This window comes from Amycolatopsis sp. NPDC058278, assembly GCF_042881395.1.
Lineage (GTDB): Bacteria > Actinomycetota > Actinomycetes > Mycobacteriales > Pseudonocardiaceae > Amycolatopsis.
Window position 1 is genome coordinate 31,637 of sequence record NZ_JBHVXZ010000073.1, and the last position, 18,530, is coordinate 50,166.

General features: G+C 71.2%; 2 protein-coding genes. Both read left to right on the forward strand.

Annotated elements, in window-relative coordinates; all coding sequences use genetic code 11:
* Positions 1 to 5: 5 nt before the first annotated feature.
* Entirely contained in the window at positions 6 to 5,486 is a 5,481-nt protein-coding gene (locus ACFVYA_RS31705) for an SDR family NAD(P)-dependent oxidoreductase (RefSeq protein WP_387050220.1), read from the forward strand.
* A gap of 33 nt (positions 5,487 to 5,519) precedes the next feature.
* Positions 5,520 to 18,530: SDR family NAD(P)-dependent oxidoreductase (locus ACFVYA_RS31710; RefSeq protein WP_387050221.1), on the forward strand; the 13,011-nt coding region annotated here is incomplete at its 3' end.

Below are 18,530 nucleotides of genomic sequence, written 5' to 3' on the forward strand. Positions count from 1 at the left end.
GGGATATGCCCACCGCCGAGCTCGACTTGGTGTGTGCGGAGGTAGCGGCTCTTCTTGGGGGGCGGGACTCCGTCGTAGTCGACGTGGACAAGAGCTTCCAAGACTTCGGAATCCGCGGCCGGCGGGCGGCTGAACTCGTCGCGCGGTTGTCGTCCAGGTCGGGAGTGTCCTTGCCCGCCAGCCTCGTGTTCGACTACCCGACTCCCGCGGGCGTCGCCAGGTACCTGGGCCGGCGGTTGTCCGGTCTGGAAAGCAGCGCTGCCACTACCGTTCAGATGGACAGTGGCGAGCCAGTCGCGATCATCGGTATGTCCTGTCGCCTCCCCGGCGGGGTCGCGTCGCCTGACGAGTTCTGGCGGCTCGTGGCCGGTGAAGTGGACGCGATCTCGGGACCACCAGCTGATCGCGGCTGGGAACTGGCCGGCAAGCCGTACTCGGGTATGGGTGGGTTCCTGCACTCCTGCGCCGACTTCGACGCACCCTTCTTCGGAATCGGCCCATCGGAAGCGCTCACTATGGACCCGCAGCAGCGGTTGCTGCTCGAGACTGCCTGGGAGGCCGTCGAAAGCGCGCGCATCGATCCGCGAGCTCTGCGAGGCAGTCGTACCGCGGTCTACGCCGGAGTCTCCACCCAGGACTACGGGCCGGGCGTCGTCAATGCGCCGGAAGACACCGCGGGCTCTCTCTTCCTGGGCACTGTGAACAGCGTGGCGTCCGGCAGGGTGGCGTACACCCTCGGCCTCGAGGGGCCGACCGTCACCGTGGACACCGCTTGCTCCTCCTCACTGGTGGCCCTGCACTGGGCGGCACGGTCACTCCGCTCCGGCGAATGCGAGCTGGCGCTGGCCGGCGGTGTCGCCGTCATGTGCACCCCGGCGCTGCCGATCGCGTTCAGCGAAATGCGGGCGACCGCCGAGGACGGACGGTGCAGGGCATTTGCCGCAACTGCGAACGGAACCGGGTGGAGCGAAGGGGCCGGTTTCCTCCTGCTGGAGAAGCTTTCCGACGCCCGTCGGCTGGGGCATCGGATCCTCGCTGTGGTCCGTGGGTCGGCGATCAACCAGGACGGCGCGTCCAACGGGCTGACCGCTCCCAACGGCCCGGCCCAACAGCGCGTGATCCGGCAGGCACTGGCCAACGCGGGGCTGTCGGGTTCGGACGTCGACGTCGTGGAAGCGCACGGCACCGGCACGAAGCTGGGCGACCCGATCGAGGCACAGGCGCTGCTGGCCGTTTACGGGCAAGACCGGACCACACCGTTCCTCCTGGGATCGGTGAAGTCGAACATCGGACACACCCAGGCGGCGGCCGGCGTGGCCGGCGTGATCAAGATGATCCTCGCCATGCGCCACGGCTGGGCGCCGAAGACCCTGCACGTCGACGAGCCGACGCCCAAGGTGGACTGGACGGCAGGATCGGCCCGGCTCCTGACCGCGGGCAAGGCGTGGCCGGAGACAGGGCGGCCACGCCGGTCGGCGGTTTCCTCCTTCGGGGCGGGCGGTACCAACGTGCACGTGGTGCTGGAGCAGGCACCGGACGACACGCCGGCTTCGCCACCATCGACGGGACCCGGCGGTGTTCTGCCCTGGGTGCTGTCCGGGCGCTCGGCCGAGGCTCTGCGCGCCCAGGCTGCACGCCTCGGGGAATTCGTGCGGGACCGGCCGGAGCTCCTGCCGGCGGATATCGCGTTGTCCCTGACCACCACCCGCAGTGACTTCGAACATCGCGCGGTGGTGCTGGGGCACGACAAGGAGTCGTTACTGAACGGCTTGACCTCGATCGAGGCTGGCGTACCCGACGCCGCGGTCGTTCTCGGAGCCGCCCTGCCGCAACGGCACGGGGCCGTGCTGGTGTTTCCGGGGCAGGGGTCGCAATGGGCGGGCATGGCGGCGGGTCTGCTGGAGGACTCGGAGGTCTTCGCAGGCGAGCTTGCCGCGTGTGACGAGGCGCTGGCCCGGTACGTGCCGTTTTCGGTGCGGGACGTGCTCCAGCGCAGGTTGGAACTGGAGCGGGTGGAGGTACTGCAGCCGGTCCTGTTCGCAGTGATGGTCTCCTTGGCGGCGATGTGGCGCGCGGCCGGGATGCGTGTCGCCGGTGTGGTGGGGCATTCGCAGGGCGAGGTCGCGGCGGCGTACGTCGCCGGGGCGCTCGGCCTGGGAGATGCGGCGCGGATCGTCGCCGTGCGAAGTCGCCTGGTGGCGGAGTCGTTGTCCGGCAAGGGCGGGATGGTGTCCGTCTCGCTCCCCGAAGCCGCTGTTCGGGGCAGGCTCGCGGGTTGGCCCGGAGCCGGCGTCGCCGCGGTGAACGGCCCGGATTCGGTGGTCGTTTCCGGTACGGACGAAGCACTGGCGGAGTTGCTGGCGCAATGGGAGACCGAGGGAGTCAGGGCACGCCGGATCGCGGTCGACTACGCCTCCCATTCTGTCCAGGTGGACGCGCTGGAGGATCGTCTGCGTCGGGCACTGGCGGCGGTGAAGCCCCGGCGAGGCGTGCTTCCGTTTTGGTCGACGGTGACCGGCGACCTCCTCGACACCGAAGCACTGGATGCGGATTACTGGTTCCGCAACCTCCGCGAGCCCGTCGCCTTCCACCGCGCGGTTCGAGCGCTCGCGGATCAGGGGTTCGGCACCTTCATCGAGGTGAGCCCTCATCCGGTGCTGGTCATGCCGATCGAACAGATCCTCGCCGAGACCCCAGTGCCGGCGACGGTCGTCGGATCGCTGCGCCGGAACGTAGAAGACGTCGCCGCATTCCAGCAAGCGCTTGCTACCGTGCACGTCAGCGGCCAGCGGATCCGGTGGGACGCCGTGTTGCCCCCGGCGAACGTCGTCGACCTGCCGACCTATGCCTTTCAGCGCACCAGGTTCTGGCTTGAGCACCGAGAAGCGGGTCCTCTGCTGGACAGAGGCGTGCGCTCGCCGGCCTCCGGTGAATGGGTCTTCCGGGGCCGTGTCTCCTGGGCAACACACCTTTGGCTCGTCGGCCACGCGGTGCGGGGAACGGTCTTCGCGGCCGGATCCATGGTGGCCGAGCTGGTGCTCCGGGCAGGTGAACGAGCGGGATGGCCGCGAGTTGAAGAACTGGTCCTCCACACACCGATGGTGCTGCGCGAGGACGAAACGCGTGAGATCTGCGTGGTGGTGACGAGAGAACGACGAGCCACCGTTTACTCCGGCGTCGAGGGCGAAGAGCCAGATTGGGTTGAGCACGCTAGTGCCACGCTCGGCGCGACAACGCCGGCGGCCCAGCACAGCTGGGCGATGACGTGGCCACCGCCTGGCGCAGAGGTCGTCGAAGTCGCTGACGTGTACGAGCGGTTCGCGGCAGGCGGCTACGAATACGGTCCTGCGTTCCGCGGGTTGCGGACGGCTTGGCGACGCGGTGGGGAGATCTTCGCCGAGGTGGCGCTGCCCGTCTCGGGTTCGGACGGGTTCGGCGTCCACCCGGCGCTGCTGGATGCCGCCTTGCACGCCTGGACGATGGGCATGCTCGACGGGGGGCCGATCCGCCTGCCGTTCACCTGGACAGGCGTTTCCCTGCATGCGGTCGGCGCCAAAGCACTTCGCGTGCGGCTGATCCCCGGCGGCGGGGACGGTTGCGCAGTGGAAGCAGCGGACGGTTCGGGTCGCCCGGTACTGTCCGTGGATTCGCTGGTAGCAAGGGAAATCGACACCGCCGCACTCGGAACGTCCGGAACAGAGGACCTGTACGCCGTCGAATGGCTCGAACACGGGGCCGCCGACAAAGTCTTCACGCGGTGGGAGGTCGTGGGCAGCGACCCGTTCGGAGTAGCACAAGCCATCGTCCACGCCGGAGCCGAGGTCACGTCGGTGTCGGCTGACTTAACGATCGTTTCCCTTACCACGGCGCCGGTTTTCGGCTCGGACACCGCACAGGATGTCGGCGAACGAGTGCTGGAACTCGTCCAGCAGTGGTGTGGGGACCACCCCCCGTCGGCGAGGCTGCTGGTCGTGACCCGGGGTGCAGTGGCGGCTTCAGCCGACGACAGCGTCGAGAATCCTGCACAAGCCGTTGCGTGGGGCCTGATCCGCACGGCGCAGACCGAGCACCCCGGCCGCTTCCTGCTAGCCGACGTCGATCACGATGACGCCTCGGTTCGTGCCCTGCCCGCCGCCCTCCACGCCGGCGAACCCCAGCTGGCGCTCCGGCGCGGCGTCCCGCTGGTGCCCAGGCTCCGGCGACTGCCCGTCGGGGAGAGCTCACCGCCGGTTTGGCCGAAGCAGGGCACGGTCCTCATCGTCGGCGGTACCGGTGCGCTGGGAGCCGAAGTCGCCCGGCATCTCGTCGCCGAACATGCCGTGCCCCACCTGGTGCTCGTCGGCCGCCGGGCAGGGGACGCCGGGGAACTGCGGGACGAACTGGTCGCGGCCGGAGCCGAATCGGTCCGCCTCGCGTCCTGTGACGCGGCCGACCGGGCGGCGCTCGCGCGCGTGCTCGGGGAGATCCCGGCCGAGCACCCGCTGACCGGCGTGGTGCACGCCGCGGGTCTGCTCGATGACGGAACACTCGACTCCCTGACTCCGGAGCGGATCCGCGGTGTCTTCAGAGCCAAGGTGGACGTCGCGGTCAACTTGCACGAACTGACGGCCGGGCGCCAGCTCTCCGCGTTCGTGTTGTTCTCCTCGCTCGCGGGCCTGCTCGGCACCGCCGGGCAGGGCAACTACGCGGCGGCCAACGCGTTCCTGGACGCGCTCGCCGCACATCGGCGTGCCCGTGGTCTCGCCGGCTCCAGCCTCGCCTGGGGCTTTTGGGCAAGACGTGGCGAGCTGACTCGTCATCTCGGAGACGAGGATGTCGCACGCCTTACCCGCTCCGGGGTGACCCCGCTGTCAACCGAAGACGGCCTTCGGCTGCTGGATCGGGCGCACTCGGTAACGCGGTCTCTCGTGGTACCGGCGAGACTGGATCTCCTGGCGCTCCCTCGGATGGCGCCAGGCCCGCTGACCCGCCGGGCCACGGCGGCACCGCGTACGGTCGGCGGCAGCGGTCCGGACCTGCGTGCTCGCCTGGCGGCACTGCCCGAGGCCGAACGAGAGCCCGTGCTGGTGAATCTGGTGCGCGAGCACGTGGCCGCTGTGCTCGGCTATGCGGAACCCACGCTGATCGGCGCCGACCGAGGCTTCCAGGACCTCGGGTTCGACTCGCTGAAGGCCGTGGAGCTGCGCAACCGGCTGGCCGCCGCGGCCGGGATCCGGCTGCCGGTGACGGTGGTATTCACCTACCCCTCGCCGACGCACCTGGCCGCGCACCTCGCGGAAGAGCTGGGGCCGGCCGCCGGTCCCGCCGCGCAGGACGAGGAGCTGGCCGGCTTCCTCGCGGACATTCCGGTGGACCGGCTGCGCCGAGCCGGGCTGCTGGACACGCTCCTCGCGCTTGCGGGCCGGACCGGCAGCCCTGCGGCCGGACCGAACGAGCTGGACGAGATGAGCGCCGACGAACTCATTCGCGCGGCGCTGGAGAGATGACAGACACCTGCTGAGGCAAGAACTGGGGGAGCAGTGACCGAAGCAGACGGCCGCCTTGTCGAGGCCTTGCGCGCGTCGCTCAAAGAGAACGAGCGGCTGCGCGAACTGCACCAGCACGCGGTCGACGCCGCCGCCGAGCCGGTGGCGATCGTCGGTATGGGCTGCCGGCTGCCGGGCGGGGTCGGTTCCGCCGGCGAACTGTGGGACCTGGTCGCTGCCGGGCGGGACGCGATCTCGGGTTTCCCCACCGACCGGGGCTGGGACCTCGAGGGACTGTTCGATCCGGACCCCGACCGTGTGGGCAAGTCCTATGTTCGCGAGGGTGGCTTCCTCCACGACGCGGGAGATTTCGACGCCGGCTTCTTCGGCATCTCGCCACGCGAGGCCACGGCGATGGACCCGCAGCAGCGGCTGCTGCTGGAGGTCTCCTGGGAGACGCTGGAGCGGGCCGGGATCGATCCGCGGTCGTTGCGCGGCAGCTCCACGGGCGTCTTCACCGGAATCATGTACTACGACTACGCGGCCGGGCTCCCCGAACGTCCCGCAGACCTGGAGGGGCTCCTCGTCAGCGGGAACGCGGGGAGCGTGGCATCGGGACGGGTGGCCTACACACTGGGCCTCGAAGGCCCGGCCGTCACAGTCGACACCGCCTGCTCCTCGTCGCTGGTGGCGCTGCACCTGGCGGTGCGTTCGCTGCGGTCCGGCGAAAGCGATCTGGCGCTGGCCGGCGGGGCGTCGGTGATGACGTCGCCGTCGACGTTCGTGGAGTTCTCGCGGCAGCGCGGACTGGCGCCCGACGGCCGGTGCAAGTCCTTCGCTGAGGCGGCGGACGGCACGGCGTGGAGTGAAGGCGTCGGGCTGCTGCTGCTCGAGCGGCTTTCCGACGCGGTCCGGCACGGGCACCCGGTGCTGGCGATGGTCCGGGGCACGGCCGTCAACCAAGACGGGGCCTCCAGCGGACTGACCGCACCGAACGACCTGGCGCAGGAACGGGTGATCCGGCAGGCGCTGGCAGACGCTCGGCTGGCGGCATCCGACGTCGACGTCGTCGAAGCCCACGGGACCGGAACACGGCTCGGGGACCCCATCGAGGCTCAGGCTTTGCTCGCCACCTACGGGCAGGAGCGACGGCACCCGCTGCTGCTCGGCTCGCTGAAGTCGAACATCGGACACGCTCAGGCTGCCGCCGGGGTGGCAGGCGTGATCAAGATGGTCATGGCGATGCGCCACGGAGAGGTGCCGCGAACCCTGCACGTCGACGAGCCGACCTCACACGTCGAGTGGTCGGCCGGCGCGGTCGAGCTGGCCCGCGAGCACCTGTCGTGGCCCCGGACGGGACAGCCGCGGCGAGCGGCGGTCTCGTCGTTCGGGATCAGCGGGACCAACGCTCATGTGGTGCTCGAGGAAGCGCCGTCCATCGACGCCGAAGCGAGCGTCTCAGCCCCGCTCGTGACCGGTGTCGTTCCCTGGGTCCTGTCGGCGAAGTCCGCCGAAGCTTTGCGCGCCCAGGCCGATCGGCTCCGGGACCACGCCGCGGCGCATCCCGGGCTGCGTCCCGAGGACGTCGCCTTCTCCTTGGCCTCGACTCGGGCAGTGTTCGAGTCCCGGGCCGTGGTGCTCGGCACGGGACGGAAGACATTGCTGCAGGGCCTCGAAGGCCTTGCGGTGGCAACACCGCGGCACACCGCCCGCGATGGGGTTGTGCTGGTGTTCCCCGGGCAGGGCTCGCAGTGGCCGGGTATGGCGGCCGGGTTGCTGGATTCCTCCGAGGTCTTCGCCGCCGAGCTGGCGGCGTGTGACGCGGCTTTGTCGGCGCATTTCCCGTTTTCCGTGCTGCAGGTGATCCGGGACGGCGCCAGCCTCGACCGGGTCGACGTCGTGCAGCCGGTGCTGTTCGCCGTGATGGTGTCGCTCGCTGCGCTCTGGCGGGAGTCCGGCGTCCGCGTCACCGGCGTGGTGGGCCATTCGCAGGGTGAAGTCGCGGCAGCCTACGTGGCGGGTGCGTTGTCCTTGGCGGATGCGGCGCGGATCGTGGCCGTGCGCAGCCGGCTGGTCGGCGCGGAGCTGTCCGGCCGGGGTGGGATGGTTTCCGTCGCGCTGCCAGTCGAAGCCGTGCGCGCCGCGCTGCCCGACGGTACGTGCGTCGCGGCGGTGAACGGTCCCGAGTCGGTGGTGGTGTCCGGGGCGGACCCGGCACTGGACGAACTGCTCGCGCACTGGGTGGCCGAAGGCGTACGCGCCCGCCGGATCGCCGTGGACTACGCATCGCATTCCGATCAGGTGGACGTCCTGGCCGGACGGCTCCAAGAAGCGCTGGGCGTCCTGCGGCCGCGACCGGGATCCATCCCGTTCGCGTCGACGGTGACGGGCGGCTTGCTGGACACGGCCGAGCTCGGTGCGGACTACTGGTTCCGGAACCTGCGTGAGCCCGTCCGCTTCGCCGACGCCGTCCGCGCGCTCGGGGAGCAGATCTTCGTCGAGGTGTCCCCGCACCCGGTGCTCGTGCCGGCGATGCTGGAGACACTCGACGTGGCCGGGGTAATGGCCACGGTGGTCGGCACGCTGCGGCGGGACCACGACGATGCCACCCAGTTCCTGACCTCGCTGGGAGCGGTGTTCGCAGCCGGGGCGACGGTGGCCTGGGCGCGGGTCACGGGCGGGGGCGCGCGCGTCGAGCTTCCGACGTATTCGTTCCAGCGCAAGCGGTACTGGCTGTCCCGCGACGGCGGTGGTGGTGAGCTTTTCGAGTCCGCGGTCGAGCTTCCCGGCTCCGGGGGCTGGCTCTGCACCGGCCGGATCTCGCCGCAAGCACAGCCCTGGCTGGCCGATCACGCCGTGCTGGGCACGGTGCTCGTGCCCGGGACAGCGCTGGTGGAGCTGGCGCTGCGGGCCGGCGCCCACGCGGGCTGCGGTGAACTGGCGGAGCTGACCCTGCGGGCACCGGTGATCGTGCGCGAGGGCGAGACGCTGGATGTGCGGGTCGAAGTGGGCGGCGCCGATGAAACCGGCCGCCGGCCGGTCACCATCCATTCCGGTCGTGGTGGCTGGACCTGCCATGCGGAAGGCGTGCTGGCGCCCGGGCTCGCAGCACCCGGGGCGCCGGACTGGGCCGTGAGCTGGCCGCCCGCCGGTGCGGAGCCGGTAGAAGTCCAGGACGCCTACGATCGGTTCGCGGAAGCTGGCTACGACTACGGCCCGCAGTTCCGGGGCATGCGCGCTGTTTGGCGCCGGGGAACGGAAACTTTCGCCGACGTTGCTTTGCCGGACGGCGTCCGGGAGGCCGGCGAGCTGGTTCACCCCGCTCTGTTCGACGCCGCGTTCCACCCGGTCCTGCTCGATTCGGTGGACCGCCCGGAGTCCGTGCGGCTGCCGTTTTCGTGGAGCGGGGTTTCGGTGCACGCTCTCGGCGCGGACGAGCTCCGGGTCCGGTTGGCTCCCACCGCCGATGGCACGCTTTCCCTCGCCGCCGCCGATCCGGGCGGCTCGCTGGTGATCACGGTGGATTCCGTGCTGGCACGCCCGCTCGACCCGGCACAGATCCGTGCCGCGACGGACTCCTCGGCTGCGGACACCTTGTTCGAACTCGTGTGGCGGCCGGTCGACGTACCCGGCGGTGACTCCGGCAAGTGGCTTCTCGCGGGTGCCGATGTGCTCGGCCTCGTGGCAGCGGGCCTGAAGGCGGAGCCGGTGGCGGCACCCAGGGACGCGGAAGCCGTGGTCGTGTGTTCCGCCGGCGCCGCGTCCGTGCATGGTGAAACGGCGCGGGTGCTGGAACTGCTGCAGACGTGGGCGGACACCGAGGCCGGGCGCCTCGTCATCGTCACCCGCGGTGCGGTGGCGACCGCACCCGGGGACGTGGTGGGCGATCTTGCCGGGAGCGCGATCTGGGGGCTGGTGCGATCCGCGCAGAGCGAGCACCCGGGCCGGTTCGTGCTGGCCGACGTGGACGCTCACCCGGATTCTGCGCGATCGTTGCGCGCGGCCGTGCAGTCGGGCGAACCGCAGTTCGCCGTCCGGGCGGGGAAGGTGCTGACCCCGCGGCTGGCCCGTCCGGCGCCCGCCCTCCGGCTGCCGGCGCACCGGCACTGGCGGGTCGACGTCACCGGGCACGGGACCTTGGAGAACCTGGCGGTCCTACCGGCGCCGGAGTCCGCGCGGCCGCTCGCGGACGGCGAGGTGCGGATCGAGGTGCGGGCAGCCGGAGTGAACTTCCGGGACGCCATCGTCGGGCTCGGCCTCGTCGCCGGGGAAAAGGTGATCGGCAGCGAGGGCGCCGGAATCGTGGCCGAGGTCGGTCCCGGCGTCACGGGCTTCGCGGTGGGCGACCGGATCTTCGGTGTCTTCACCGGGGCGTTCGGCGACTGCGTGATCGCCGACGCTCGCATGGTCGCGCCGATCCCGGATCGGTGGTCGTTCGCGGAAGCGGCCTCTGTGCCGGTGGCGTTCCTCACGGCGTACTACGCCCTGCAGGATCTTGCGGGTGTGCAGGCCGGTGAGTCGGTTCTGATCCATGCCGCGGCCGGTGGCGTCGGCATGGCCGCGGTGCAGCTCGCGCGCCACTGGGGATGCGAAGTGTATGCGACGGCGAGCCCGCCGAAGCAGCCGGCCGTTGTCGGCCTGGGCGTCGCGGGGGAACGCATCGCTTCGTCGCGGACGTTGGAGTTCGAGGCCGCCTTCTCCCCGGTGGACGTGGTCCTGAACTCGCTTTCGGGGGAGTTCGTCGACGCGTCGATGCGGCTGCTGCGTCCCGGTGGGCGGTTCGTGGAGATGGGCAAGACCGACGTCCGTAGCCCCGGTTCTTCGATCCGGTACCGGGCGTTCGACCTCGGAGAGGCGGGGCCGGACCGGATCGGGGAGCTCCTGGACGAGGTGCTCGACCTCTTCGAGCAGGGCGTCCTCGAACTGACGCCGATCACGGTGTGGGACGTCCGGCAGACGGTGGAAGCGCTGCGGTACCTCTCACAGGCGAAGCACATCGGCAAGATCGTGCTCACGGTGCCGGCGGCGCTGCCGGGTGGTCCAGTGCTGATCACCGGCGGGACGGGCGTGTTGGGCGGTCACGTGGCCCGGCACCTGGTGGGCTGCGGCGCAACCGACCTCGTCCTGGTGAGTCGTCGCGGCTCCGACGCGCCCAGCGCCGCGGCGCTGCGGGACGAGCTGACCGGTCTCGGCGCCCGGGTCCGCGTCGTCGCGGCGGACATGGCCGACCGGAAGACGGTCACCGAGGTCCTGGCCGCGTACTCGCCGGCCGGGGTGGTGCACGCGGCAGGGGTGCTCGACGACGGGGTGCTGGGGTCGCTGACCGCAGAGCGGGTCGACCGGGTCTTCCGGCCCAAGGTCGACGCCGCCGTGCTGCTCGACGAGCTCACCCGCGGGCTGGATCTCGCCATGTTCGTGGTCTTTTCCTCGGCCGCCGGGACCTTCGGCGCCCCCGGACAGGCCAACTACGCGGCCGCCAACGCGTTACTCGACGGGCTGGCAGAGCGGCGGCGGGCTGCCGGAGCGCCGGCGCTGTCCCTGGCGTGGGGGCTCTGGGACGACCGTAGCGAGATGACCGGCGGGCTCGCGGGCCAGGACCTGGCCCGGTTGGCCGGTACCGGGTTTCGCCCGATGAGTGCCGCGGAAGGGCTGAGGTCGTTCGACCGGGCGCTGGCCGGCGGTCGGCCGGTTCTCGTCGCAGGCCGGATCGACCCGGCCGGGGACCACCCGCTGGTACGGGACCTCCTCCGCCGAGCACCGACACGGACCCGCGCGTCGCGCGCCCGCGCAGGCGGCGCACAGCCGCGTCTGTCCGGGCTGTCCCGCGCGGAGCAGTTGCGCTGGGCGCTGGATCTGGTGCGCGAACACGCGGCCACGGTGCTGGGCCACGGTGCCGACGAGGAGCTCTCGTCCGAGAAGGCGTTCAAGGAACTCGGATTCGACTCGCTCACCGCGGTCGAGTTGCGCAACCGCCTCGCCGATGCCACGTCGCTGAGGCTCCCGGCGGGGATCGTCTTCGACCACCCGTCGGTCGCCCGGCTCGCGGCCTACCTCGTCGACCGGATCGCCGGTGGCGCGGACGAGCTCGCCCCGGCGGTGACAGCGCCGCCGCCCGAGGAAGATCCAGTGGTCTTGGTCGGCATGGCCTGCCGCTTCCCCGGCGGGGTGTCCGATCCGGAAGGGTTCTGGCAGCTGCTGGCGGACGGCCGTGACGCGATGTCCGGCTTCCCGGACGACCGCGGCTGGGACCTCGACGGCCTGTACGACGCCGATCCGGACAGCGTGGGCAAGTCCTACGTCCGGGTGGGTGGTTTCGTCGACCGGGCCACCGAATTCGACGCGGCTTTCTTCGGCATCTCGCCCCGCGAAGCCACCCTGATGGATCCGCAACAGCGACTTCTGCTCGAGACGTCTTGGGAGGCCCTCGAGCGCGCGGGGATCGACCCGGCGTCGCTGAAAGGCAGCGACACCGGTGTCTTCGCTGGCCTGAGCAGCCAGGACTATTCCGCTGTGCTCGCCGGCAATCCCGCGCGCAGTGACGGGTACCTGGCCACCAACTCCGCGAGTGTGGTGTCCGGCCGGGTGGCCTACACCCTCGGCTTCGAAGGACCGGCCGTCACGGTGGACACGGCGTGTTCGTCGTCGCTGGTTGCGCTGCACCTGGCCGTGCGCGCACTGCGAGCGGGCGAATGCGACCTCGCACTCGCCGGTGGCGTAACGGTGATGTCGACCCCGATGGGCTTCGTGGAGTTTTCGCGTCAGCGCGGTTTGGCCGCCGACGGCCGGTGCAAGCCGTTCGCGGCGGCAGCGGACGGGACGGGCTGGGGCGAAGGAGCCGGCGTCGTGGTGGTCGAGCGGCTTTCCGACGCCCGGCGGCTCGGCCACCGGGTACTGGCCGTGGTGCGCGGTTCGGCGGTGAACTCCGACGGTGCGTCGAACGGGCTCACGGCGCCGAACGGCCCGTCCCAGCAGCGGGTAATCCGGCGGGCGCTGGCCGACGCCGGGCTCTCACCGGCCGATGTCGATGTCGTGGAGGCGCACGGTACCGGTACACGGCTGGGTGACCCGATCGAGGCCGAGGCACTGCTGGCGACCTACGGACGCGACCGGGAAACCCCGCTGTTGCTGGGGTCGGTCAAGTCGAACATAGGGCACACGCAGGCTGCCGCCGGGATCGCCGGCGTGATCAAGGTGCTACTGGCGATGCGGCACGGGGTCATCCCGCGCACGCTGCACGTGGACGAGCCGACGCCCGAGGTCGACTGGTCCGCAGGCTCCGTCGAGCTGGCGACGGAAGCGGTGGCGTGGCCGGCGGGCCGCCGCCGTCGGGCGGCGGTCTCGGCGTTCGGGATCAGCGGGACGAACGCTCACCTGATCTTGGAGGCGGCCGACGAGGAGCCGGTCGCCGAAGCAACGCCGTCACGGGCGGTGCCCTGGGTTCTGTCGACGAAGTCGGCCGAGCGAACCCGGGAACTCGCTCGGCGCCTGAAGGAGTACGTGGCGGCGCACGAGGAGCTGACGCCCGCCGATGTGGGGCGCGCCCTCGGTGCGCGGCCGGTCTTCGAGCACCGGGCGGTGGTGCTGGGTGACGACCGGGCCCCGCTGCTGAAGGGCCTCGCGGCGGTCGCTGCAGGCGTTCCGGCACCTCGGGTCGTGACCGGCGCGGCGGCCACCGCGCCGGGCGTGGTCCTGGTTTTCCCCGGTCAGGGCTCGCAGTGGATCGGAATGGCGGCGGGGCTGGTGGACAGATCGCCGGTCTTCGCCGAGGAGCTCGCGGCATGTGACAAGGCCCTGTCCGAGCACGTTTCCTTCTCGGTGCGGGAGATCCTGCGTACCCGGGCCGACCTGGACCGGGTGGAGGTGCTGCAACCGGTTCTGTTCGCGGTGATGGTGTCGCTGGCCGCGGTGTGGCGTGCCGCGGGCGTCGTGATCCACGGAGTGATCGGGCATTCACAAGGGGAGGTCGCGGCGGCGTACGTCGCGGGTGCGCTCGGCCTGGAAGATGCGGTCCGGATCGTCACTGTCCGCAGTCGTCTCGTGGCGGAGTCGTTGTCGGGCAAGGGTGGGATGTTGTCGGTCTCGCTGCCCGTGACCGCCGTACCGGAGCGGGTTTCGGTTGCGGCCGTGAACGGCCCTGAAACCGTCGTCGTATCCGGAGCGGACGAGGTGTTGGACGAGCTGCTGGCCGGCTGGACGGCGGACGGTGTGCGGGCGCGGCGGATCGCGGTGGACTACGCCTCGCATTCACCTCAGGTCGGGGCACTCGAAGAGCAGTTGCGGACGGCGTTGGCCGAGGTCCGGCCGCGCCGAAGCTCGATTCCGTTCTACTCGACGGTGACCGGCGCGCTGTTCGACACCGATGGCCTCGACGAGGACTACTGGTACCGCAACCTGCGTGAGACGGTCCTGTTCGAACGGGCGGTCTCCGCGGCGTTGGACGACGGGCACTCGGTGTTCGTGGAATCGTCCCCGCATCCGGTCCTGCTCACCGGAGTCGAGCAGACCGCCGATACCGCCGGTGCCGCGGTCACCACCGTCGGTACCCTCCGCCGGGACGAGGACGACCACACCCGGCTGCTGACTTCGCTCGCCGAGGTGTGCGCCGCAGGCTGCGTCGTCGACTGGAGCCGGGTCACCGAAGGCGGCAGGCACGTCGAGCTGCCCACGTACCCGTTCGAGCGCACCAGGTTCTGGCTCGAACCGGCCACGGCCGGCGCGGACCTCCTCGATCGCGGGGTGACCGATCCCGGCACCGGTGCTTGGGTGTTCACCGGGCGCGTGTCCACGGCAGCACAGCCGTGGCTTGCCGACCACATGGTCGCGGGCACCGTGCTGGTGCCGGGAGCTCTGTTCGTCGAACTGGCGCTGCGGGCCGGCGAAAGCGCGGGATGCCGGCACCTTACCGAGCTGAATCTGCACGCCCCGCTGGTTCTGGCGGAGGGGGAAGCCCACGAGTTGCTGGTGACCCTCGGCTCTCCGAACGACTCCGGAGAGCGGGCCTGCACCTTCTATGCGGCAACCGGCGCGGGCGGTGATTGGCATCGCCTTGCGGACGGGCAGCTGGCGCCCGGCCAGGACGGCAGCAGTCCCGCCGAGTGGGCAGCGGACTGGCCACCCGCGGCCGAACCGGTCGACGTGTCCACCGCCTACGAACGCTTCGATGACGCCGGCTACCGGTACGGTCCCGCCTTCCAGGGGGTGCGTGCCGTGTGGCGGCGCGGCGAGGAGATCTTCGCCGAGGTGGCGCTGCCGGCGAACGTCGGCGTCGACGGGTTCACCGTGCACCCCGCCTTGCTGGACGCCGCTTTGCAACCCCTGCTTCTCGCGGTCGAGGAGAAGGAGGTGCGGTTGCCGTTCTCGTGGAGCGGGGTGACCGTGCACGCGGTGGGGGCATCGGAACTGCGGGTGCGGCTCCGGCCCGGACCCGGCGGCACGCTCGGCATGACTGCGGCGGACAGCGACGGGTTCGAGGTGCTCTCGGTGGCGTCACTCGCGCTGCGCCCGGCGGACCTGGCGCGATTCGCCGCCACCCGGAACAGCGACGGCCTGTACGCAGTGGACTGGATCGCCACCGGAGCCGGGGCCGCCCAACCGGATCGATGCGTCGTGCTCGAGGGCGATTCGGCTGTGGCCGGCTTGCTCCGGTCCGCGGGGATCGACGTGGCGACGCAACGCATCGGCGACGATGGCGACGGCGATGTGCTGGTCGGCCTCCGCACCGGTGTTGCGGCAGCCGACGAGACCGTCCGAGTGCTCAAGCTGGCGCAGTCGTGGCTGGCCGGATCCGCGCGCGGCCGTCTCGTCGTGCTCACCCGAGGGGCGGTCTCGGCGACCGAAGGTGACGAGATGCGGGAGCTCGCGCACGCTGCCGTAGCGGGCTTCGTGCGTTCGGCGGCGAACGAGCATCCCGGCCGGTTCGCCTTGGTGGACCTGGATGACCGTGCGGATTCGGTGGCTGCGCTGCCGCGGGCGCTCGGCGTCGGTGAACCGGAGGTCGCAGTCCGCGGCGGGGACCTTCTGCTGCCGCGGCTCGCCGGCGTACGCACCGGCCTGCGGATCCCGCCGAGCGAGCCGTGGCGGGTGGAGGCGACCGGCAAGGGAACACTCGAGAACCTCGAGGTGGTGCCCGCTCCCGAAGCCGAGCGCGCGCTGGAACCCGGTGAAGTCAGGATCGAGGTCCGGGCGTGCGGGGTGAACTTCCGGGATCCGCTCAGCGTGCTCGGGATGTATCCGGGGGACCCGGGCCCGCTGGGCAGCGAGGGTGCCGGTGTCGTCCTCGAAGTGGGTGCCGGCGTCGATGGGCTCCGCCCGGGCGATCGGGTCTTCGGCCTGTTCGGCGGGGCCTTCGGTGCCCGGGCCGTCGCCGATGCGCGGTTGGTGGCGCGGATGCCCGGTGGGTGGACCTTCGCCGAGGCGGCTTCGGTACCGGTCGTGTTCCTGACGGCGTTCTACGGGCTCCGTGATCTCGGTGGTGCCGGCAGGGGCGAATCGGTGCTGATCCACGCCGCCGCGGGCGGGGTGGGGATGGCTGCAGTGCAGCTGGCGCGGCACTGGGGGTGTGAGGTCTTCGCGACGGCGAGCCCGGCCAAACACTCTGCCGTGGCGGAGCTGGGCGTGGAGACCGCCCGGATCGCGTCCTCGCGCACGACGGAGTTCGCGTCGGTCTTTGCCCCGGTGGACGTGGTGTTGAACTCCCTGTCGGGGGAGTTCATCGATGCCTCCCTGCGGTTGCTGCGGCCGGGCGGACGCTTCATCGAGATGGGGAAGACCGATGTCAGGGCGCCGGAATCGGTGCGCTACCGGGCTTTCGAGCTGAGCGAGGCCGGACCGGACCGGATCGGCGAGATCCTGCGCGAACTGCTGCAGCTGTTCGCGCAGGGGGCGGTGCGGCCGTTGCCGGTGAAGGCCTGGGACATCCGCCGGATCCGGGACGCGTTCCGGTACGTGGCGCAGGCCCGGCACATCGGGAAGGTGGTGCTGACGGTTCCGCGCGCGATGGCCGGCGGCACCGTCCTGATCACCGGGGGCACCGGGGTGCTGGGTAGCCACGTGGCCCGGCACCTGGTGCGCCGCGGCGTGACCGATCTGGTGCTGGTGAGCCGGCAGGGGCCGGCGGCGCCCGGCGCGTCAGCTCTTCAGGAAGAGCTGACCGGGCTGGGGGCGACGGTGAGGGTGGTCGCCGCAGACATGGCGGACCGACAGGCGGCCGCCACCGTGCTCGACGGTCTCTCACTGACCGGCGTGGTGCACGCGGCAGGCGTAGTCGATGACGGTGTGCTGGAGGCGCAGACCCCGGAGCGCTTCGAAGCGGTCTTGCGGCCGAAGGTGGACGCGGCACTCGTGCTCGACGAGCTCACACGCGAGATGGATCTTGCCGCCTTAGTGCTGTTCTCGTCGGTTGCCGGGACGCTCGGGAGCCCCGGCCAAACCGGCTACGCCGCTGCCAACGCCTTCCTCGACGCCCTCGCGCGCCGCCGCCGGGCCGAAGGTCGTCCGGGGGTCTCGCTCGCCTGGGGTCTCTGGGCCGACCGCAGCGCGATGACCGGGCAGGTGACCGGCCGGAACTTGGCCAGGGTCAACGAGTTCGGTTTCCGGCCGATGAGCACAGACGAGGGCCTCGCGCTGTTCGACGCGGCGCAGGAGGAGGGGGCCGCGGTACTGGTGCCGGCCCCGATGAGCCGCACAGCCGGCGGGAAGGTGCCACCGTTGCTGCGTGGCCTCGTCCGGCCGGACCGGAGGCGGGCGTTCGCCGGGCAGCCCGGCGGGTCCGCCGGGGCGAGGCCGGCCCGCTGGGACTCGCGGAGTGCGGTCGAACTCGTTCGCACTCACGTCGCCACCGTGCTGGGTTACGAATCGGCGGACGCGATCGACCCGCGGCGGGCCTTCAAGGACCTCGGGTTCGATTCCCTGACCGCAGTGGAACTCCGCAACCGGTTGAGTGCCGCGACCGGCCTGAAGCTCCCCGCGACCGCGGTGTTCGACCACCCCACGGTGGCCGATCTGGCCGGCCACCTGACGGAACGGTTCACCGGCCGGAGCGCCGCGGCCGCCGCGGTGGCAGAGGTCAGGGCCGAGGCGTTCGACGACGATCCCGTGGTGGTGGTCGGCATGGCGTGCCGGCTCCCCGGCGGGGTGAGCACTCCCGATGAGCTCTGGGCACTGCTCCTTGACAGCGGAGACGTGATCTCGCCGTTCCCGGCCGACCGCGGTTGGAATCTGCCGGCGCTGTTCGACCCCGACTCCGGCCGCGTCGGTACAGCCACCACCCGGCACGGCGGGTTCCTGGCGGACGCGGCGTACTTCGACGCGAGTTTCTTCGGCATTTCCCCGCGCGAGGCCGCCGCGATGGATCCGCAGCAGCGGCTCCTGCTGGAGGCCTCCTGGGAGGCGTTCGAGCGGGCCGGCATCGACCCGTCGGCGCTCAAGGGAAGCGCCACCGGCGTCTTCGCCGGGCTCAGCAGCCAGGACTACGCCACGATGGTCATGCAGAACCCGGAGCAGGGAAGCGGTTACCTCGCGACCAACTCGGCGAGCGTGCTGTCGGGCCGGGTGGCGTATCTGCTCGGCCTGGAGGGGCCGGCAGTCACGGTGGACACGGCGTGTTCGTCGTCGCTGGTGGCCCTGCACCTGGCGGCCCAGGCACTGCGGTCGGGCGAATGCGATCTGGCACTGGCGGGCGGCGTGACGGTGATGTCCACGCCGGCCGGGCTGATCGAGATCTCCCGTCAGGGCGGGCTCGCTCCGGACGGCCGGTGCAAGGCTTTCGCCGGCACCGCCGACGGCACGGGGCTCTCGGAGGGCGTTGCGGTGGTGGCGGTCGAACGACTGTCGCGTGCTCGCCGGGACGGACATCCGGTGCTGGCCGTGGTGCGTGGTTCGGCGGTGAACTCCGACGGTGCTTCGAACGGGCTGACCGCGCCCAGCGGACCGTCCCAGCAACGAGTGATCCTGCGGGCACTGGAGAACTCGGGCCTGTCGGCGTCCGATGTGGATGTTGTGGAGGCGCATGGGACGGGGACTCGGTTGGGTGATCCGATTGAGGCGCAGGCGGTTTTGGCGACGTAT

What these genes read in the sequence shown, in the direction of transcription:
- ACFVYA_RS31705 (WP_387050220.1), top strand. Translation starts at nt 6, where the DNA reads ATGCCCACCGCCGAGCTCGACTTGGTGTGTGCGGAGGTAGCGGCTCTT.